Origin of the sequence: Phenylobacterium sp. (genome assembly GCF_035539035.1) — a bacterium.
GTDB lineage: Bacteria > Pseudomonadota > Alphaproteobacteria > Caulobacterales > Caulobacteraceae > Phenylobacterium.
On sequence record NZ_DATLJI010000008.1, the window covers coordinates 17,395 to 37,190 of the forward strand.

The following is a 19,796-nucleotide window of genomic DNA, read 5'->3' on the forward strand; positions in this document are numbered from 1 at the left end:
ACGGGATTGAGCAATTCGCGCCAGTGGCGCACCCTGTCAACATCGACGGGTTGGCTTTGGGGGGCCAGCATGACGACCGAGTACCTGGCCGCCCCGGCGGCGGACAGTTCGCAGAACCTGGCCATGCTGGGCTACGCGCTGCTGTTCGCGTCGATCTTCTTCGCCGGCTTCCCGGCGCTGATCGCGGTGGTGATCGCCTATTCCCAGCGCGACGCCGCGCCCCGGATGGTGGGCTCCCACTTCGACTTCCAGATCCGGATCTTCTGGGTGGCCTTCGCGCTCAGCCTGGCGGCGGCGGCCTGCGGGCTGGCCGGGGTGATCGGCGGACTGGGCGAGGTGATCGGCATGGCCAGCATCACCGGCCTCGACCGCCTCGACACCGTGCAGATCGAGCTGCAGGACATCACCATCGGAGCCAAGGTGATCGCGCTCCTGGCGCTGGCGCTCCTGCTCACCTTCCTCTCCAGCCTCTGGCTGCTCTGCGCCCCCGCCGTGGGGTTCATCCGGCTTGCATCCGACCGGCCGATGGGCGACAGCCCCGGCCCATGACGAACGCCCCCCTCGCCGCCTATCCCGCCCTGCGTCTCCGCCGCCTGCGCCAGGCCGACTGGGTCCGGCGGCTGGTGCGCGAGACCGTGCTGACGCCGGCCGACCTGATCTGGTCGATGGTGGTGCACGAGGGCGAGGGCGAGGTCCCGGTGGCCTCCATGCCGGGCGTGGCGCGCCTGTCGGTCAAGGAGGCCGCCAAGGCCGCCAAGGAGGCGCGCGCTCTGGGCATCCCGGCGATCGCCGTCTTCCCGCACATCGACGGGGCCAAGAAGGACGCCCAGGGCACCCTGGCGCACGATCCCGACGGCCTGGTCTGCCGCGCCGTGAAGGCCATGAAGGACGCCGCCCCCGACGTGGGGATCATGTGCGACGTGGCGCTGGACCCGTTCACCGAGCACGGCCACGACGGCCTGGTCGAGGGCGGCAAGATCCTCAACGACGCCACCATCGAGCGGCTGGTGATGCAGGGGCTGGTGCAGGCGAAGGCCGGCTGCGACATCCTCGCGCCGTCGGACATGATGGACGGCCGCTGCGGGGCGCTGCGGAGCGCGCTGGAGGCCGAGGGCCTGCAGGACGTGATGATCATGTCCTATGCGGCCAAGTACGCGTCGGCCTTCTACGGCCCCTACCGCGACGCCATCGGCTCGGGGAAGCTGGGCACGGGCTCGGTGGACAACCCGGGCGACAAGAAGACCTACCAGATGGACCCGGCCAACCACGCCGAGGCGCTGCGCGAGGTGGCGCTCGACATCGCCGAGGGCGCGGACATGGTCATGGTCAAGCCGGGCCTGCCCTACCTCGACATCGTGCGCCAGGTCGTGGACGCCTTCTCGCTACCGACCTTCGCCTTCCAGGTGTCGGGCGAGTACGCCATGCTGATGGCCGCGGCCCAGAACGGCTGGCTGGACGAGGAGCGGGCGATCCTGGAGAGCCTGGGCGCCTTCAAGCGGGCCGGCGCGGCCGGGATCATCAGCTACTTCGCCCCGCGCGCGGCGCGGCTGCTCGGCGCTTGATCGTCGAGGTCGTCGGCGCGGTGATCCGCGACGCCGACGGCCGCCTGCTCACCGTCCGCAAACAGGGGACCGGGCGCTTCATGCTGCCCGGCGGCAAGCGCGAGCCGGGCGAGGACGACCGGGCGGCGCTGGCCCGCGAGCTCGCCGAGGAGCTGAGCGTGCGGCTGGTCGCAGCCGAGCCGCTGGGCGTGTTCGAGGCCCCGGCCGCCAACGAGCCGGGCGCGGTGGTGCGCTCGCATCCCTATGCGGTGACGGTGGCGGGGAAGGTCGCGGCGGGCGCGGAGATCGCCGAGCTGCGCTGGATCGACGTCGCTGAGCCGGGGGTTCCGCTGGCGCCGCTGCTGGAGCGCTGGGTGCTCCCCCTCCTCTCCCCCACGCGAAGCGGAGGGGGGAGAGGGTAGGGAGAGGGGCGGCTCCGACGCGCCGCTACGCCGTGGCGCAGCCAAGCTGTCGGGGGATCGCCGGGGCGAAGCCGTGACGGTGTCGGGGCCGAGCCGCCCCTCTCCCTACCCTCTCCCCTCGGGCTGCGCCTCGGGGGAGAGGAAGTCCGCCAGGATCGCGTTGACCTGTTCCGGGGCTTCCTGCTGGACCCAGTGGGAGACGCCCGGCAGGCGGCGGATGGTGAGGTGGCGCACGAAGCCCTCCGTGCCCTCCAGGGTCTCCAGGCCCAGCGCGGTGTCCTCCTCGCCCCAGACGATCAGGGTCGGGATCTCGATGGCCGGCCAGGTGCGGTCCTGGATGCGGTAGCGGACGGCGGCGCGGTACCAGTTGATCATCGCCCGCATGGCGCCGGGCTTCAGCGCATTGGCGGCGTAGTGGTCGAGCACGGCGTCGGGGAAGCGGCTCTTGTCGATGGCCATGCCGTGGAAGGCGCGGCGGATCGCCCGGGCGTTGCGGGCGGTGAGCATCCGCTCCGGCAGCCAGGGGATCTGGAAGAAGCCCACGTACCAGGAGCGGCGGCGCTGGGCGGCGGAATCGCGCAGCACGCGGGCGAACACCGCCGGGTGCGGCACGTTCATGATCACCAGCCGGGCCAGCGGCCGCACCCGGTCGGCGGCGAAGGTCCAGGCGACCAGGGCGCCCCAGTCGTGGGCGACGAGGGTGACCTCCCTGGCCCCGCTGGCGTCGATCAGGGCGGCGACGTCCTCCATCAGGCGCTCGATGCGGTAGCTGGCGACGTCCTGCGGCTTCGGCTCGGTGTCGCCGTAGCCGCGCAGGTCGGGGGCCCAGGCGCGGTAGCCCAGCTCCGCGAGCAGGGGGAGCTGGTGGCGCCAGGAGAACCGGCTCTCCGGGAAGCCGTGCAGGCAGAGCGCGAGCCGGTCGCCCTCCCCCGCCTCGTCGACGGCGAAGCGGAAGCCGTTGGCCTCCACGGTCCGGGTCGTGATCGCCGCCATGTGGTCCCCCTCAGGTGGTGAAGTAGGCGCTCGGCTCCTGGTAGCCCGGCAGGTCGATCATCTGGACGAAGCGCAGGCCGATCTTCTCCAGCACGCGCTGGGAGGCGGTGTTGCCGGGCGAGGTGACGGCGGCGATCTTCTCCAGGCCGAGGGTCTCGCGCGCGTGGGCGAGCACCACGGCGGCGGCCTCGGTGGCGTAGCCCTGGCCGGCGTGGCGGGCGAGGAAGGCATAGCCGATGTCGGGGCTGTCGAGGCCCTCGCGGCCCACCACGATGCCGCACATGCCCACCGCCTCGCCGTCCGCGGTGCGGACCACGAACCAGGGGCTCTTGGAGAACCGCTCGGCGATGTAGTCGCGGGCGGCGTCCAGGTCGCGCACGCCGCGGTCGCCGATGTTGGCGATCCAGCCCGGATCGTTGAGCAGCTCCAGCACGAAGGCGGCGTCTTCGGCGACCGGCGGGGTGAGCGTCAGCCGCTCGGTCCGCAGCGTGGGGCTCACCGCGGCGTCTCCAGGCGGGTGATCAGGCTGGAGGTGTCCCAGCGCCCGCCGCCCATGGCCTGCACCTCGCCGTAGAAGCCCTCCAGCAGCTCGGTCTGGGTGAGCGTGGCGCCGTTGCGCTTCGCCTCGTCGAGCACCAGGCCCAGGTCCTTGAGCACCCAGTCGACGGCGAAGCCGAAGTCGAACTTCCCCTCGCTCATGGTCTTCCAGCGGTTGTCCATCTGCCACGACTGGGCCGCGCCCTTGGAGATGGCGTCGTAGACCGCCTGCGGGTCGAGCCCGGCGCGCTTGGCGAAATGCAGGCCCTCGGCCAGGCCCTGGACGACGTTGGTGAAGCAGATCTGGTTGACCATCTTGGTGAGCTGGCCCGAGCCCGGCGGACCCATCAGCTTGATGGCCTTGGCGTAGGCGGCGATCACCGGCTCCACCTTGGCGAAGGCCTCGGGCTCGCCGCCGCACATGATGGTCAGCTGGCCCGCCTCGGCGCCGGCCTGGCCGCCGGAGACCGGGGCGTCCACGAAGCCGCGGCCGGACTGCTTCGCGAGCTCGGCCATCTCCCGGGCGACCACGGCGGAGGTGGTGGTGTGGTCGACGATCACCCCGCCAGGCGCCATCGCCGGCAGGGCCTCGGCGCACACCTGGCGGACGTCGTCGTCGTTGCCGACGCAGAGCGCCAGGACCTCGGCGTCCCGGGCGGCGTCGGCGGCCGTGGCCGCCGCCTTGCCGCCGAAGGTCTCGGCCCAGCGGCGGGCCTTCTCCGGCGAGCGGTTGTAGACCGTGACCTCGTGCCCGGCTTTCGCCAGATGACCCGCCATGGGGAAGCCCATCACCCCCAGGCCCGCGAACGCCACCTTCATCCCGATACGCTCCTCACGCTTAAGCTCAACGGCATCTTAACGAGCCCGGCCGCACCTTGCGCCCTCGTAGCAGGCCAAGTTGGGGTGAGCCATGTCGGTGGGCGACCAGCCGATCGTCATCAAGAAGGTCAAGAAGGGCGGCGGCCATGCCCACCATGGCGGCGCCTGGAAGGTGGCCTACGCCGACTTCGTGACCGCCATGATGGCCTTCTTCCTGCTGATGTGGCTGATCAACACCACCTCGCCGGAGCAGAAGCGCGGCATCGCCGACTACTTCGCCCCGGCCAGCGTGTCGGAGACCACCTCCGGCTCGGGCGGCATCCTGGGCGGCACGGCGCTCGGCGACGACGGCGCCAAGAGCGAGGGCTCGATGCCGATCATCGAGGCCCTGTCGCCGGAGAGCCCCAACCCCGACAACGGCAAGACCACCGACGAGGGCTCGCCCGCCTCCGCCGAGGAGCTCAGCACCGAGGCCATGCGCGAGGCGCTGCAGCGGCGCGAGGAAGCCGCCTTCCAGTCGGCGGCCCAGTCCCTGCGCCAGGCGCTGCAGGACATGCCCGAGCTCACCGAGCTCTCGAAGAACATCATCATCGACCAGACGCCCGAGGGCCTGCGCATCCAGCTCGTGGACCAGGAAGGCCGCTCGATGTTCAACCAGGGCTCGTCGCAGCCCAACGACCGGGCCAAGCTGCTGCTGCGGGCCGTGTCCAAGGTGATCAACCAGCTGCCCAACCGCATCAACATCTACGGTCACACCTCGGCCAACACCAACGGCGGCCGGCCCGAGAGCGACTGGTCGCTGTCGGCGGCCCGGGCGGACGCCTCGCGGCGGGTGCTGCAGGGCGCCGGCGTGGACTCCGACCGGGTCTTCCAGGTGGCCGGACGGGCCACATCCGAACCGCTCTACCCGGACGATCCGGCGCTCCCCGGCAACCGTCGCATTGCGATCGTGTTGTTGCGTGAGGCGCCGGTTCTTCCGCCGGACCGGGGGCTTTGACGCAAGCGCCTTGCGCAAGGGCCCGCCATGACGCCTAATCAGATCCAGGCGCAGAGTTAAGGGCGACCGCAGGTCCGTGACGCAGCACTTCCCGACCCGACAGCTCAGGTTCTTCCTGACCGCGCCGTCACCCTGCCCCTACCTACCCGAGCGGTTCGAGCGGAAGGTCTTCGCGCACCTGCCGCTGTCCGACGGCGCCTCGGTCAACGACAGCCTGACGCAGGTGGGCTTCCGCCGGTCGCAGAACATCGCCTACCGCCCCGCCTGCGAGTCCTGCGCGGCCTGCGTCTCGGCGCGGATCCCTGCCTCGGACTACGTCTTCTCCCGCTCCGAGCGGAAGGTTCTGGCCCGCAACGAGGACCTCGAGCGCCACCTGGTGGAGGCCGAGGCGACCATGGAGCAGTTCGACCTGCTCCGCCGCTACCTCACCGCCCGCCACGCCGACGGCGGCATGGCCGAGATGACCTGGCCCGACTACGTGGCCATGGTCGAGGACACCGCCGTCCGCACCCACATCATCGAGTACCGCACCAAGTCGAAGGGCGGCGGCCCCGGCGACCTCGTCGCCTGCGCGCTCGTGGACCTGATGAGCGACGGGCTGTCGCTGGTCTACAGCTTCTACGATCCGACGCTGACCCGCCGCTCGCTCGGCTCCTTCGTGATCCTCGACCACGTGATCCAGGCCTGCCTGACCAGCCTGCCCTACGTCTACCTGGGCTACTGGGTCCGGGGCTCCGAGAAGATGGACTACAAGGTCCGCTTCTCGCCCATCGAGCTGCTGAAGCCGGAAGGCTGGAGCCTGCTGTCGGCGCGCGAGACCCGTCCCGCGGCCGAATAGGCCTGTGCGACACGGGGATGGATCGGCCGCCGCGCTGGCGAGCCCCGCCCGGGCCCGGTAGAACCCGCGGGTGATCTCCGCATCTGGAACCGGCGCATGGCGCGACAGCTCCGGCTGGGCCTAGGCCGCCCCACCTCCTACGCCCGCGACGCCTTCGTGCGCGGCCCCTCCAACGCCCAGGCCTGGGCGGCGGTGGAGTCCTGGCCGGCGTGGCACGGCGGCTGCCTGGTGCTCGTAGGGCCCGAGGGCGTCGGCAAGACGCACCTGGCGAGCATCTGGGCCCGGCAGGCGCGCGCCGTGACCCTGGACCGCGAGGCGCCCGACGTGGAGGCCGCCGCCGGCCGCCCGGTGCTGCTGGAGGACGTCGATCGCGGCGCGCCGGACGAGGCGCTGTTCCACCTGATCAACCTGGCGGCGCGCGAGGGCGGCGGCCTGCTGCTGACCGCGCGGACCATGCCGGCGGCCTGGGCGACCGCCCTGCCCGACCTCCGCTCGCGGCTGAACGCCCTGTTCGTGGCCGAGATCGAGCCGCCGGACGACCAGGTGCTGGAGGGCGTGCTGGAGAAATTCTTCCGGGAGAGGAGCATTCGCCCGCCCCGGGAGGTTTACGCCTATCTCCTGCGCCGCATGGAACGGTCGATCCCCGGCGCGCGGGAGATCGTGCGGAAGCTGGACGAAGGCGTCGATGGTGAAGCCCGGCCGATTTCCAGGGTGCTCGCCCGCGAGATCCTGGAGGGCGATAACCAAAATCTTGACCTTTTCGAGTGAAGTCTTGTTCCCGTCACACGGCGGGTCCAGAACCGGAGGCCGCCTCGGAAGGTCCGGAGCCGCCGTCTCATGAGCTACGCCGCGCCCATCGCCTCGCACGCTGCGAACGAGGTCCCGCGCGCCCGGCTCGAGTGGAATGAGGACCTGGCGGGGTCGCCGGGGCGGTTCTTCAACCGTGAGCTTTCCTGGCTGGCCTTCAACCGCCGGGTGCTGGCGGAGAGCAAGAACCCCCGCCACCCGCTGCTGGAGCAGCTCCGCTTCCTGGCGATCAGCGCCAACAACCTCGACGAATTCTACATGGTCCGCGTGGCCGGCCTGAAGGCTCAGGTGCGCGAGGGCGTGCGGGTGGTCAGCCAGGACGGCCTCACCCCGGCCGAGCAGCTGGAGCGGATCAACGCCGAGGCCGCCGACCTGATGGCCGACCAGCAGACCCGCTGGGCGGAGCTCTGCGGCGAGCTGGCCAACGAGGGCCTCACCGTCGCCCTGATGGGCGACGTGACCCCGGCCGAGAAGGACGCGCTGGAAGAGGCCTTCCTCAACCAGCTGTTCCCGGTGCTGACGCCGATGGCCATCGACCCGGCGCACCCTTTCCCGTTCATCCCGAACCTCGCCTTCTCCCTGGTCCTCAAGCTGAAGCGCTCCACGGACGGCAAGGCCTTCTTCGCCCTGGTGCCGATCCCGGCGCAGGTCACCCGCTTCTGGGAGCTGCCGCGACCGCGCGGCCGCGGCCGCCGTGAGCGGCGGGTGATCTCGCTGGAGAGCATGGTGGCGCTCTTCCTCGACCACCTGTTCCCGGGGTGCGAGACCCTGGGCCTGGGGGTCTTCCGGCTGATCCGCGACAGCGACGTGGAGCTGGAGGAAGAGGCCGAGGACCTGGTGCGCGAGTTCGAGGCCCTGCTGAAGCAGCGGCGCATGGGCTCGGTGGTGCGCGTGGAGGTCGAGGCCTCGATGCCCGAGGAGCTGCGCGGCTTCATCTGCGAGGCCCTGCACGCCCTGCCCGACGACATCATCCTGGTGGACGGCCTGCTGGGCCTGGACGAGCTCTCGCAGCTGATCCCCCGCGACCGGCCGGACCTGAAGTTCAAGCCATTCGAGCCGCGCTTCCCCGAACGCATCCGCGACCACGGGGGGGACTGCTTCGCGGCGATCCGCGAGAAGGACATCCTGGTCCACCATCCGTTCGAGAGCTTCGACGTGGTGGTGCAGTTCCTGCGCCAGGCGGCGCGCGACCCGAACGTGCTGGCGATCAAGCAGACGCTCTACCGGACCTCCACCGACAGCCCGATCGTGGCGGCCCTGATCGAGGCGGCGGAGAACGGCAAGAACGTCACCGCCCTGGTAGAGATCAAGGCGCGCTTCGACGAGGCGGCGAACCTGAAGTGGGCCCGCGACCTGGAGCGGGCCGGCGTCCACGTCGTGTTCGGCTTCGTGGAGTACAAGACCCACGCCAAGCTCTCGATGGTGGTGCGCAAGGAAGGCGACGGCCTGCGCACCTACTGCCACTTCGGCACCGGCAACTATCATCCGGTCACGGCGCGGATCTACACCGACCTGTCGCTGTTCACGACCGACGCGGCGCTGGCGCGGGATTCGGCGCGGCTGTTCAACTACGTCACCGGCTACGCGCTTCCGGAACGGCTGGAGAAGCTCTCCTTCTCGCCGGTGACCATGAAGCGCGACCTGCTCAACCTGATCCAGGGCGAGGCGGACAACGCCCGCGCCGGCCGGCCGGCCGGGATCTGGGCCAAGCTCAACGCCCTGGTCGACCCGCAGGTGATCGACGCCCTCTATTCCGCCAGCCAGGCGGGCGTGCCCATCGACCTCGTGGTCCGCGGCATCTGCTGCCTGCGGCCGGGCGTGCCGGGCCTGTCCGACAACATCCGGGTCAAGTCGATCGTCGGCCGCTTCCTGGAGCACAGCCGGATCGTCGCCTTCGCCAACGGCGCGCCCATGCCGTCGTCCGAGGCGCGGGTGTTCATCTCCTCGGCCGACTGGATGCCCCGCAACCTGGACCGGCGGGTGGAGGCCCTGACGCCCATCGAGAATCCGACGGTGCACCAGCAGGTCCTGCAGCAGATCATGCTGGCCAACCTGAAGGACGAAGCGCAGAGCTGGACCCTGGACAGCGACGGCCGCTATACGCGGGACCCGTCCTGGGACCATCCAAGCGCCTTCTCCGCGCACGAGTATTTCATGACCAATCCCAGCCTGTCCGGTCGGGGCCAGAAGGTGAAGGACATGCCGCGCGCGATCGACCATGTGGCCTCGCGCGGATAGCCGACCCGAACCGCGCCAGGCCGCCGTCATCGACGTAGGCTCCAACTCCGTCCGTCTGGTGGTCTACCGGATCGACGGACGGGCGCTTTGGACCGTCTTCAACGAGAAGGCGCTGGCCGGACTCGGCCGCGACCTGCCCGCCACCGGCCGGCTGTCGCAGGCGGGGCTGGAGACGGCGATGACGGCGCTGCGCCGCTTCCGCACCCTGCTGGACGGCTGGCCACCGGGGGACATCACCGCCGCGGCCACCGCCGCCGTGCGCGAGGCCGCCGACGGCCCCGCCTTCCTGCGCCGGGTGAAGGCCGAGACCGGCTTCGACGTGCGCGTGCTCTCCGGCGAGGAGGAGGCCCGCTACGCCGCGCTGGGCGTCCTGGCCGGCGATCCCAGCGCCCAGGGCGTGGTCGGCGACCTGGGCGGCTCCAGCCTCGAGCTGATCCGGCTGAACGGGGTCGGCGGACCCGCCGACGGGGCGACCCTGCCGCTCGGGCCCTTCGCGCTCGGCGCGCCGCGGGCGCTGGACATCGACCGCACCTGGCGGCTGGTGGAGACGGCGCTGGCTCCCATGACCCACCGCTTCAGGGCGCGCGAGTTCCACGCCGTGGGCGGCGCCTGGCGCAACCTCGCCCTGCTGCACATGCAGCTGGCCGACTATCCGCTGCACGTGGCCCACCAGTACGAGATGGGCCGCGCCGACGCGCTGCAGCTGGCCCGCTTCGTGGAGCGACAGTCGAAGTCGTCGCTGGAGCGGATCGAGGGCGTCTCGAAGAAACGCTTCGACACCCTGCCCTATTCCGCCCTGGTGCTGGAGGCGCTGATCGAGCGCCTGGGCGTGGAGCGGGTGGTGATCTCGGCCTATGGCGTGCGCGAGGGCATGCTGCTGGAGTCCATGACCCCCGAGGTGCGCCGGCAGGATCCGCTGATCGCAGGCTGCGAGGCGCTGACCGCCGTGCGCGGCCTCTCGCCGGAACTGGGCGGGGCGCTGGAGGCGTGGCTGACGCCGGCCTTCGAGACCCTGAAGCCCGCCTTCGACGACCGCGACCCCGTGCTGCTGGCGGCCGCCTGCCGGCTGGCCGATCTCGGCGCGCGCCTGCACCCGGACCATCGCGCCGACATCGCCTTCGAGCAGGTGCTGCGGGCGCCGATCGCCGGCATGAACCACCCCGAGCGGGCCTTCCTGGCCTGCACGGCGTTCTCCCGCCATTCCTCGGCGACCAGCACGCCGCAAGCCGGCACCGTGGCCCGGATCCTGACCGCCGAGCGGCGGCAGCGCGCCCGGGCCCTGGGCTCGGCCATCCGCCTGGGCTGCGACCTCTCCGGCCGCAACGCCCGCCTGCTGGAGAAGTCGGCGCTGGCGCTGAAGGGCGACCGGCTGGTGCTCACCGCCGCGCCGGGCTGGGAGGACATGCTGCTGGGAGAACAGGTGGCGAAACGGGCCCAGACCGTCGCCCAGGCGCTCAAGCTCAAGCTGGAGCTCGGCTAGCGCCCATAGCAAGAGGGCGGCGCCCGGGGAGACCCCGAACACCGCCCTCTGAACCAGATCCGTTGGGGGATCCAGGCCTTCAAGGTCGGAGGAAGCTCTGGGCCATCCTGAGGGTCGCCCCCCGCTCCGGCTTCGATCCACCTCCGGTGTCCCCGGGGTCGGAAGGATCCGGGTCGCCCCGCATCCCGCCATCTCCAGGAACCTCCTGCCCGCTTCCGGTCCGGTTTCCCGGTCCGCCGCGCCGCAGTCCCTCTCGGCAAGTGGAGGTTCACCCGAGCGCCGGCCGGGCGCAAGCGACCGGCGTCACCCGAATGTGGGAAAACACCGTTCGGCCGGTGGAGAAGCGGTGGACAAGCCTGTGGACGGGCCGGATTCCGCCGTCCGTTCAGCGACTTGGCTTATCCTCAGGAAGCTTGCGGATCAGCCCGCCGTGGCCGCCTTGGGCGCCCGGCGGACCTCCACGACCCGCACCCGGGCGCCGTCCAGCACCAGGGCGAGCTCGCCGCGCTTGAGCTTCAGCGCGTCCTCGCCGAACGCCTCGCGCCGCCAGCCCTTGAGCGCCGGGGTGGCCGCCTCGTCGTCGTTGGCGATCAGCTCCAGGTCCGAGACCGTGGCGATGAGCTTGGAGGCTACGCCCGCCTCCTCGGCCCGGGCCTTGAGGAGCACCTTGAGGAGCTCCACCACGGCGCCGGCGGCGGGCGACGGGGCGGTCTTGGCGCGCTCGATGACCGGGGCGTAGGCCTCCGGATCGCGCAGGGCCTCGCGCACGGCGGCGAGCAGGTCCGGCCCGAAGCGCGAGCCGGAGAAGCCCTTGGGCACCGAGCGCAGACGGTCCAAGGCGTCGGCGTCGGTGGGCGCCTGGGTGGCGATCTCGTCGATCGCGTCGTCCTTCAGGATGCGGCCGCGCGGCTGGTCGCGCAGCTGGGCCGTGCGCTCGCGCCAGGCGGCGACGGCGCGGTAGACGGCCAGGTACTTGGCGGTGTGCCGGCGGGGCCGCAGGCGCTTCCAGGCGTTCTCCGGCTCGACGTCATAGTGGGCCGGATCGGTGAGGTTGGACATCTCGTCGGTCACCCAGCCGAGACGGCTCTCCTTCTCCAGCCGCTGGCGCAGCATGGGGTAGAGCTCGGCCAGGTGGGTCACGTCGGCGAGCGCATAGGTGAGCTGGCTGTCGGACAGCGGCCGGCGGGCCCAGTCGGTGAAGCGGGAGCTCTTGTCGAGCTCGATCTTCAGCATCTGGCGCACCAGGGCGTCATAGGCGATCTGCTCGCCGAAGCCCGCCGCCATGCCCGCCACCTGGGTGTCGAACAGCGGCCGCGGCATGGCCTTCAGGTTGTTGAAGATCTCCACGTCCTGGCGGGCGGCGTGGAAGACCTTCAGGATGGTCTCGTCACGCAGCACCTCGAGGAAGGGCTCGAGGTCCATGTCCTCGGACAGGGGATCGATCACCGCATGCGCGTTGGGCGCAGCAGCCTGGATCAGGCAGAGCTTCGGCCAGTAGGTCGTCTCGCGCATGAACTCGGTGTCCACGGCGACGAATGGCTGGCCCTTGAGCTTGTCGCAAAACACCGCCAGTTCGGCGGTGGTCGTAATCGGCGTCATCGATTAGCTATAGCCCCGCGCGCGGCCGAGTCTGCAAGCCCGCGATACCGGCTGGCGCAAGTTTCTCAAGGGCTTTCCGCAATGTCTGAGCGGCCGAACGGTCTCACCTATGCGCAAGCCGGCGTCGATATCGACGCCGGGAACGATCTGGTGGAGCGCATCAAGCCCCTGGCCAAGGCCACGCGGCGGCCCGGGGCCGAGGCCTCGCTGGGCGGTTTCGGGGCGCTCTTCGACCTGAAGGCGGCGGGCTACGACGATCCCCTGCTGGTCACCACCACTGACGGCGTGGGCACCAAGCTGAAGGTGGCCATCGAGACCGGCATCCACGGCACGGTGGGCGTCGACCTGGTGGCCATGTGCGTCAACGACCTGCTGGCCCAGGGCGCCGAGCCCCTGATGTTCCTCGATTATTTCGCCACCGGGAAGCTGGACGTGGAGGCCGCGGCCACCGTGGTCGCCGGGATCGCCGAGGGCTGCCGGCAGGCGGGCTGCGCCCTGGTCGGCGGCGAGACGGCCGAGATGCCGGGCATGTACGCGGCCGGCGACTACGACATGGCGGGCTTCTGCGTGGGCGCGGTGGACCGGGCCCGCGTCCTGCCGCGCTTCGACGACCAGAAGCCGGGCGACGTGCTGATCGGCCTGGGCTCCTCGGGCCCGCACTCCAACGGCTATTCGCTGGTCCGCCGCATCGTCGAGCGCTCCGGGCTCGCCTGGGACGCCTCGGCGCCGTTCGAGGCGGGGCTGACGCTGGCCGAGGCCCTGCTCGCGCCGACGCGCATCTACATCAAGACGGTGCTGCCGCACCTGAAGGCCGGCCGGGTATCCGGGCTGGCGCACATCACCGGCGGCGGGCTGATCGAGAACCCGCCCCGGGCCATCCGGCCGGGCCTCGTGCCGCGGATCGACTGGGACGCCTGGACCCCGCCGCCGGTCTTCCAGTGGCTGCAGGAGGTGGGCGGCGTCGCCGACCAGGAGATGCGGCGGACCTTCAACTGCGGCGTGGGCCTGATGCTGATCGTCGATCCGAAGGACCTGCCCGAGGTGCTGGAGGGCCTGGTCCGCGACGGGGAAGACGCCTTCGTCATCGGGGAACTGGCCGCCGCCTGACTTCGCGCAAGGAATTGTCGCGCAGGTGATGCATCCTTTCGGCATGCAGACCCGTATCCGAGCCATGAAGTCCCTGTTCGTGCTGCCCCTGGCGCTGGCGCTCACCGCCTGCGCCTCCCATGCTCCCCGGTCGGGATTTCTGACCAGCTACGAGGGCCTGGCCGCCAAGGAGCGGGCGGTCCGCACCGGCGTGACCGAGCGCAAGGACCCCGAGGCGCTCGCCGGCGTCCGCAAGGTGCGCCTGCTGCCCGCCGAGCTGCGCCTCGGCCCCGACGGCGCCTGGCTCACGGACGACGAGCGCACGCTCCTGCTGCGGGAGGTCGACGCCCAGCTCTGCTTCGAGGTCTCCGAACGCTACGAGATCGTCCAGGACGGCGCGGACGCCAAGGTGCGCGCCGCCGTCACGCGCGTGGCGCCCACCGGCCGGGTCAGCTCGGCGGCCTCGGCCGCGGCGTCCATCTTCATCCCGGGCCCGCTCGGCGTGCGGCCCGGCGGCCTGGGCGGGATCTCCGCCGAGGCCGAGATGCTGTCGCCGCAGGACCGGCAGATCGCCGCGCTCACCTGGAACCGCAACGCCACGGCGGTGGGCACCGACAACCCCTCGCTGAGCCGGATCGGCGACGCCCTGCAGTTCGTGGAGCCCTTCGCCGACACCGCGGCGGCGACCATGACGGCGCCGGACGTGAAGCCGCCCGGCCCGCCGACGCCGGACCCGTGCGCCGAATACGGGCCGCGCATCCGGCCCGAGGGCTGGCTCGCCAAGTTCGCCACCGGCCTCTACGTGCCGCAGATGAGCGGCGCCAGGCCCGAGCAGGCGGAGCCCGAGACGACGCGATGAAGGACCCGCACGGGGCGCTTTCCGCCCTCTGGCTGAAGGTGGGCGTCATCGCGGTCGTCGCCGCGGCCATCGGTTCGCCCGTGCTGCAGGCCCAGCAGGACATCGGCCTCTCGCCCTCGGAATTCTCCGCCGGCGGCGACACCACGCTCAGGGCCGCCGGCTACGCCTTCTCCATCTGGGGCCCGATCTATGCGGGTCTCGCGGCCTTCGCCCTCTACCAGGCGCTTCCCGGGCGCGGCGCATCGAAGGCGGTGGGCCTGGCGCTCTCGCCGGCGATCGCCGCCGTGGGCCTGATCGGGGCCTGGATCTGGCTGAGCGCCGCCGACCGGGGCTGGGCGACGGTGGCGACCATCGTGCTGGCCCTGCTGGCGGCGATGAGCGCCACCCTCCTGGCGCAGCGCGGCGCCGGCGGCTCGCGCTGGGACCGCTGGTTCGTGGTCTGGCCGTTCGCGGCGCTCGCCGGCTGGCTCACCGTGGCCTCGGCGATCAACCTGCTGACCGTGATGACCAAGGAAGGGATGATCGGCGCGGGCCAGGCCCTGCCCGCCGCCCTGGCGGGGATCGCCGCCGCGGCCCTGGTGGCGGCGGGCTTCCTGCGGATCACGCGGCTGCTGATCTACGCCCTGCCCGTCGCCTGGGGCCTGGTGGCGGTGTTCGTGGCCGAGCGCGGCGACAACCCGATCGCCGCCTGGACGGCGCTGGCGGCGGGGGCCGTGATCCTGCTGCTGGCGGGCCTGTGGCTGCGTGGCGGCCGGCGGACTACCTCAGCCCGGCGTTGATCCGGTCGAGCGCCGCCTGCCCGGGCACGAGCTCGGCGGCGTCGAGCTGGTTCAGGGGCGTGTCCACGGTCTCCAGGCTCTCGTGCAGGTCGTGGGACGTGGGGTCGACGTAGAGCAGGCCGGTGACGATCTGCCCCCTCGCCTGCCGGGCCTGCAGATAGCCCAGGGCCTGGGCGCGGTTGTTGGGGTTGTAGAGCTCGGCCAGCTTGTGCAGCGACAGGACCGAGCCGTCGTGCTGGGCCACGCGCACGGTCTCGCCGGGCGCGTAGTCCACCTGGATCGGCGCCCGGGGGCTGATCACGTCCAGCCGGTTCACCGCCTCGTTGTGCTCGCGCACATAGTCGAAGCTCTTGGTGGAGCCCGGGTGGTTGTTGAACTGCACGCAGGGGCTGATGCAGTCGATGAAGGCCGCGCCCTTGTGCATCAGGCCCGCCTTGATCAGCGGGACGAGCTGGGCCTTGTCGCCGGAGAACGAGCGGGCGACGTAGGTCGCGCCGAGCTGCAGGGCGATGGAGACGAGGTCGATGCCGGCGTCGTGGTTGACCACCCCGCGCTTGGACTTCGAGCCCTTGTCGGAGGTGGCCGAGAACTGGCCCTTGGTGAGGCCGTACACGCCATTGTTCTCGACGATGTAGAGCATGTTGACGCCGCGCCGGATGGCGTGGGCGAACTGGCCGAGGCCGATGGAGGCGCTGTCGCCGTCCCCCGAGACCCCCAGGTAGACGAGGTCGCGGTTGGCGAGGTTCGCCCCGGTCAGCACCGAGGGCATGCGGCCGTGGACGGTGTTGAAGCCGTGCGAGTTGCCCAGGAAGTAGTCCGGCGTCTTCGACGAGCAGCCGATGCCGGAGAGCTTGGCGATGCGGTGCGGCTCGATCTCCAGCTCGTAGACCGCCTGGATGATCGAGGCCGAGATCGAGTCATGGCCGCAGCCGGCGCAGAGCGTCGAGACCGAGCCCTCGTAGTCGCGGCGCGTGTAGCCCAGGCCGTTCTTGGCCAGCAGCGGGTGATGCAGCTGAGGCTTGGTGATGTAGGTCATTCCGCCGCCTCGATGATCGAGCCCACCGCCATCAGCTGGCCGATCTCGCCGGCGATGAAGCGGGCGGTGATGGGGGCGCCGTCGTAGTTCAGGACCGGCACGAGCCTGGCCGGGTCGATCCCCAGCTCGGTGACCAGCAGGGTGCGGAGCTGGGCGTCGCGGTTCTGCTCGACCACGAACACCCGCTCGTGGGCGGCGATGAAGTCCTCCACCGCCTGCGGGAACGGGAAGGCGCGGATGCGGAGCGCATCGAGCCGCTTGCCCTGCCCTTCCAGCGCCTCCAGCGCCTCGTGCATGGCGGGCGTGGTGGAGCCGAAGTAGATCACCCCGTCCGGCGTCTTGCGCCGGGCCCGCGTGAGCACCGGCTGCGGGACCAGGGCCTTGGCGGTCTCGAACTTGCGCAGCAGCCGCTGCATGTTGTCGACGTAGACCGCCCCCTCCTCGGAGTAGCGGGCGTAGGGGTTCCGCGAGGTGCCCCGGGTGAAGTAGGCGCCCCGCGTCGGGTGGGCGCCGGGATAGGTGCGGTAGGGGATGCCGTCGCCGTCCACGTCGAGGTAGCGGCCGAAGTCGCGGCCGGCCTCCAGATCCTCGAAGGTCATCACCTTGCCGCGGTCGAGGGCGCGGCTGTCGTCCCAGGCGAAGGGCTCGGTCAGCCACTCGTTCATGCCGATGTCGAGGTCGAGCATGACGAAGACGGTGGTCTGCAGCCGGTCGGCCAGGTCGAACGCCTGGGCGCCCATCTCGAAGCACTCCCCGGGATCGGCGGGCAGCAGCATGACGTGCTTGGTGTCGCCGTGGCTGGCGTAGGCGGCGGCGAGCAGGTCGGCCTGCTGGGTGCGGGTCGGCATGCCGGTGGAGGGCCCGCCCCGCTGGACGTCGAAGATCACCGCCGGGATCTCGGCGAAGTAGGAGAGCCCGATGAACTCGGTCATCAGGGAGATCCCCGGCCCGGAGGTGGCGGTGAAGGCGCGGCAGCCGTTCCAGCCGGCCCCCACCACGATGCCGATGGAGGCGATCTCGTCCTCCGCCTGGACGATGGCGTAGCGCGCCTTGCCGGTCTCCGGATCGGTGCGCAGGTCCTCGCAGTAGCCGCTGAAGGCCTCGGCCAGCGAGGTGGAGGGGGTGATCGGATACCAGGCGCAGACCGTGGCGCCGCCGTAGACCGCGCCCAGGGCGGCGGCGGAATTGCCCTCCACATAGATGCGGTCGCCGACCTTGTCCGCGCGGGCCACCTGCAGGCTGAGCGGCTGGAGGTTCTTCTGGACGTAGCCGTAGCCCATGTGCAGGGCGCCGAGGTTGGCGTCGATCAGCTTCTGGCGGCCGGCGAAGTCCTCGGCCAGCAGGTCCTCGATCACCTTGGGGTCGATGCCCAGCAGGGCGGCGAGCGCGCCCACGTAGACGATGTTCTTGAACAGCTGGCGCTCGCGCGGGAGCTGGTAGGCCTGGTTGCACATGGCCGTCAGCGGCACGCCGATGAAGCTGATGTCGTCGCGCAGCCGGCCGGGCGGCAGGGGCTTGGTGGAATCGTAGAACAGGTAGCCGCCGGCCTCGATCTCGGCGAGGTCGCGGTCCCAGGTCTGCGGGTTCATGGCGACCATCAGGTCCACCCCGCCGCGCCGGCCCAGCCAGCCGGCCTCGGTGATCCGGACCTCGTACCAGGTGGGCAGGCCCTGGATGTTGGACGGGAAGATGTTGCGCGCCGCCACCGGCACGCCCATCCGCAGGATCGAGCGGGCGAACAGGCCGTTGGCGCTGGCCGACCCCGAGCCGTTCACATTGGCGAACTTGACGACGAAATCGTTGACGCGGGTCCTGGGCTGCCCGGCCTCCGCCGACCCCGTACTCATCTCCCCGGGCATGCCGCCTCCGCGTGGGTCATCTCGAGATAGAACTTCTGCATGTCCCAGGCCCCCGTCGGGCAGCGCTCGGCGCAGAGGCCGCAGTGCAGGCAGACGTCCTCGTCCTTCACCATCACCCGGCCGGTGGGCAGGGAGCCGGAGACGTAGAGGTCCTGGGTGAGGTTCGGCGCCGGCGCCTTCAGCCGGCCCCGCAGCTCGTCCTCCTCACCCGGCTCGGTGAAGGTGATGCAGTCCATGGGGCAGATGTCGACGCAGGCGTCGCACTCGATGCACAGCGGATCGGCGAACACCGTCTGGACGTCGCAGTTCAGGCAGCGCTGGGCCTCGCGGAAGCCGAGCTCGCGGTCGAAGCCCAGCTCGACCTCCAGACGCACGTCCTTCAGCGCCTCGGCCTTGTCCCGCGTGGGCACGCGGTAGCGGCGGTCGTTGGCGATGTCGTTGTCGTAGCTCCACTCGTGGATGCCCATCTTCTGGGAGACGAGGGAGGCGCCGGGCGGGGGCCGGATCGCCACGTCCTCGCCCTGGCAGTGCCGGTGGATCGAGACGGCCGCGTCGTGGCCGTGGGCCACGGCCCAGATGATGTTCTTCGGCCCGAACGCCGCGTCGCCGCCGAAGAAGACGTGCGGGACCGTCGACTGGAAGGTGATCGGGTTCACCTTCGGCATGCCCCACTCGTCGAACTCCAGGCCGATGCCGCGCTCGATCCAGGGGAAGGCGTTCTCCTGGCCGACGGCGACCAGCACGTCGTCGCACGCGTAGTGCTCGTCCGGCTCCCCGGAGGGCACGAGGCGGCGGCGGCCCATGTCGTCGTAGCGGGCCTCGACGACCTCGAAGACCACGCCGGTCAGCCGGCCGTCCTGGTGGGTGAATTCCTTGGGGACGCGGAAGTTGAGGATCGGGATGTCCTCGTGGAGCGCGTCCTCCTTCTCCCAGGGCGAGGCCTTCATCTCCTCGAAGCCGGAGCGGACGATGACCTTCACGTCCTCGCCGCCCAGGCGGCGCGAGGTGCGGCAGCAGTCCATGGCGGTGTTGCCGCCGCCCAGCACGATCACGCGGCGGCCGATCCGCTCGATGTGGCCGAAGGAGACGGACGAGAGCCAGTCGATGCCGATGTGGATGTTGGCGCGGGCCTCCTCGCGGCCCGGCAGGTCGAGGTCGCGGCCGCGCGGGGCCCCGGAGCCCACGAAGACCGCGTCGTAGCCGTCCTCCAGCAGGGCCCTCAGGCTGTCGACCCGCTCGCCCAGGCGCAGCTCCATGCCGCCCAGGCCGGTGATGAAGCCCACCTCCTCGTCGATCACCTCCTCCGGCAGGCGGAAGCGGGGGATCTGGCTGCGGATCATGCCCCCCGTCTTGGCCTCGGCGTCGAAGATGGTGAGCTGGTAGCCGAGCGGCGCGAGGTCGCGGGCCACCGTGAGCGAGGCCGGCCCGCAGCCGACGAGCGCCACGCGCTTGCCGTTCGACTGGACGGCGGGGGCCGGCATGCGCGCGGCCACCTCTCCCTTGTTGTCGGCCGCCACCCGCTTCAGCCGGCAGATGGCCACCGGCTCCTCCTCCACCCGGCCGCGGCGGCAGGCGGGCTCGCAGGGGCGGTCGCAGGTCCGCCCGAGCACGCCGGGGAAGACGTTGGACTTCCAGTTGATCATGTAGGCGTCGGCGTATCGCCCCTCGGCGATCAGCCGGATGTACTCGGGCACCGGCGTGTGCGCCGGACAGGCCCACTGGCAATCGACGACCTTGTGGAAGTAGTCGGGGCCCTCGGTACGCGTGCGCTGCAAAACGGAATCCTTCCCGACACGCTCTACTCCCGCGGCGGAAGGCGAACTCTGGTCGAACCAGAGAGGGCCCGCCGTCACGACGCGGCGTCCGACTGTGAGGTTACGTCCCGTTTCCGGCCGAAGCCAACCGG

General features: G+C 71.2%; 18 protein-coding genes. 11 read left to right on the forward strand and 7 right to left on the reverse strand.

Going from position 1 to position 19,796, the window contains the following annotated elements:
* The first annotated feature begins 69 nt into the window (after positions 1-69).
* From VM685_RS02100 to VM685_RS02110, 3 genes are read left to right on the forward strand one after another with little or no spacing between them, the layout of a single operon-like run.
* Entirely contained in the window at positions 70-549 is a 480-nt protein-coding gene (locus VM685_RS02100) for a hypothetical protein (protein WP_325458454.1), read from the forward strand.
* Positions 546-1,562, forward strand: a complete 1,017-nt coding sequence (gene hemB, locus VM685_RS02105) for a porphobilinogen synthase (RefSeq protein WP_325458455.1) — start codon at positions 546-548, stop codon at positions 1,560-1,562. Before VM685_RS02100 ends, hemB begins: the two co-directional genes overlap by 4 nt.
* Positions 1,559-1,963, forward strand: coding sequence for an NUDIX domain-containing protein (locus tag VM685_RS02110; RefSeq protein ID WP_325458456.1), 405 nt, complete (start codon positions 1,559-1,561; stop codon positions 1,961-1,963). The genes hemB and VM685_RS02110 overlap by 4 nt, the downstream gene beginning before the upstream one ends.
* A 105-nt stretch (positions 1,964-2,068) precedes the next feature.
* Here the strand turns inward: VM685_RS02110 and VM685_RS02115 are convergent, their stop codons facing one another.
* Genes VM685_RS02115 through VM685_RS02125 form a run of 3 tightly spaced genes read right to left on the reverse strand, consistent with a single transcriptional unit; the run spans position 2,069 to position 4,312 of the window.
* Entirely contained in the window at positions 2,069-2,956 is an 888-nt protein-coding gene (locus VM685_RS02115) for an alpha/beta hydrolase (protein ID WP_325458457.1), read from the reverse strand.
* 10 nt (positions 2,957-2,966) lie between these two features.
* Positions 2,967-3,455: a GNAT family N-acetyltransferase gene (locus VM685_RS02120; protein ID WP_325458458.1), complete on the reverse strand. Its 489-nt coding sequence runs from the start codon at positions 3,453-3,455 to the stop codon at positions 2,967-2,969.
* Positions 3,452-4,312 carry an NAD(P)-dependent oxidoreductase gene (locus VM685_RS02125; protein ID WP_325458459.1) on the reverse strand — a complete coding sequence of 287 codons (861 nt, stop codon included), beginning with the start codon at positions 4,310-4,312 and terminating at the stop codon, positions 3,452-3,454. The genes VM685_RS02120 and VM685_RS02125 overlap by 4 nt, the downstream gene beginning before the upstream one ends.
* Before the next feature lie 91 nt (positions 4,313-4,403).
* On the opposite strand from VM685_RS02125, the gene VM685_RS02130 reads away from it, so the two are divergent.
* The 5 genes from VM685_RS02130 to VM685_RS02150 all read left to right on the forward strand — a co-directional run bounded on the left by VM685_RS02130 (position 4,404) and on the right by VM685_RS02150 (position 10,672).
* Entirely contained in the window at positions 4,404-5,309 is a 906-nt protein-coding gene (locus tag VM685_RS02130) for a flagellar motor protein MotB (protein WP_325458460.1), read from the forward strand.
* A gap of 76 nt (positions 5,310-5,385) precedes the next feature.
* A complete protein-coding gene (locus tag VM685_RS02135; RefSeq protein ID WP_325458461.1) occupies positions 5,386-6,147 on the forward strand; it encodes an arginyltransferase in 762 nt (253 codons plus the stop codon).
* Between the two features lie 96 nt (positions 6,148-6,243).
* On the forward strand, positions 6,244-6,915 hold the full coding sequence (locus tag VM685_RS02140) for a DnaA ATPase domain-containing protein (protein WP_325458462.1): 672 nt from the start codon (positions 6,244-6,246) through the stop codon (positions 6,913-6,915).
* 69 nt (positions 6,916-6,984) lie between these two features.
* Positions 6,985-9,192 carry an RNA degradosome polyphosphate kinase gene (locus VM685_RS02145; RefSeq protein ID WP_325458463.1) on the forward strand — a complete coding sequence of 736 codons (2,208 nt, stop codon included), beginning with the start codon at positions 6,985-6,987 and terminating at the stop codon, positions 9,190-9,192.
* On the forward strand, positions 9,173-10,672 hold the full coding sequence (locus VM685_RS02150; RefSeq protein ID WP_325458464.1) for a Ppx/GppA phosphatase family protein: 1,500 nt from the start codon (positions 9,173-9,175) through the stop codon (positions 10,670-10,672). The genes VM685_RS02145 and VM685_RS02150 overlap by 20 nt, the downstream gene beginning before the upstream one ends.
* A gap of 420 nt (positions 10,673-11,092) precedes the next feature.
* Here the strand turns inward: VM685_RS02150 and rnd are convergent, their stop codons facing one another.
* Positions 11,093-12,271: a ribonuclease D gene (rnd, locus tag VM685_RS02155; RefSeq protein WP_325458465.1), complete on the reverse strand. Its 1,179-nt coding sequence runs from the start codon at positions 12,269-12,271 to the stop codon at positions 11,093-11,095.
* 81 nt (positions 12,272-12,352) lie between these two features.
* On the opposite strand from rnd, the gene purM reads away from it, so the two are divergent.
* The 3 genes from purM (at position 12,353) to VM685_RS02170 (ending at position 14,995) form a co-directional block, all read left to right on the forward strand.
* Positions 12,353-13,378 (forward strand): phosphoribosylformylglycinamidine cyclo-ligase, encoded by a 1,026-nt coding sequence (gene purM / locus VM685_RS02160; protein WP_325458466.1) that lies wholly within the window; start codon positions 12,353-12,355, stop codon positions 13,376-13,378.
* A gap of 64 nt (positions 13,379-13,442) precedes the next feature.
* The gene (locus VM685_RS02165) at positions 13,443-14,216 is read left to right on the forward strand and encodes a DUF3313 family protein (RefSeq protein WP_325458467.1); all 774 of its coding nucleotides are present in this window, start codon (positions 13,443-13,445) and stop codon (positions 14,214-14,216) included.
* Complete coding sequence (locus tag VM685_RS02170) at positions 14,213-14,995, forward strand: hypothetical protein (RefSeq protein ID WP_325458468.1); 783 nt, start codon at positions 14,213-14,215, stop codon at positions 14,993-14,995. Before VM685_RS02165 ends, VM685_RS02170 begins: the two co-directional genes overlap by 4 nt.
* Here VM685_RS02170 and VM685_RS02175 read toward each other — a convergent pair.
* The 3 genes from VM685_RS02175 to VM685_RS02185 are packed head-to-tail and all read right to left on the reverse strand — an operon-like array spanning position 14,976 to position 19,665.
* Positions 14,976-16,031 carry a 2-oxoacid:ferredoxin oxidoreductase subunit beta gene (locus VM685_RS02175; RefSeq protein ID WP_325458469.1) on the reverse strand — a complete coding sequence of 352 codons (1,056 nt, stop codon included), beginning with the start codon at positions 16,029-16,031 and terminating at the stop codon, positions 14,976-14,978. The two genes, VM685_RS02170 and VM685_RS02175, sit on opposite strands and share 20 nt — an antisense overlap.
* Positions 16,028-17,878, reverse strand: a complete 1,851-nt coding sequence (locus VM685_RS02180; protein WP_325458470.1) for a 2-oxoacid:acceptor oxidoreductase subunit alpha — start codon at positions 17,876-17,878, stop codon at positions 16,028-16,030. Before VM685_RS02180 ends, VM685_RS02175 begins: the two co-directional genes overlap by 4 nt.
* A complete protein-coding gene (locus VM685_RS02185; protein ID WP_325458471.1) occupies positions 17,875-19,665 on the reverse strand; it encodes an FAD-dependent oxidoreductase in 1,791 nt (596 codons plus the stop codon). Before VM685_RS02185 ends, VM685_RS02180 begins: the two co-directional genes overlap by 4 nt.
* Positions 19,666-19,796: the final 131 nt, after the last annotated feature.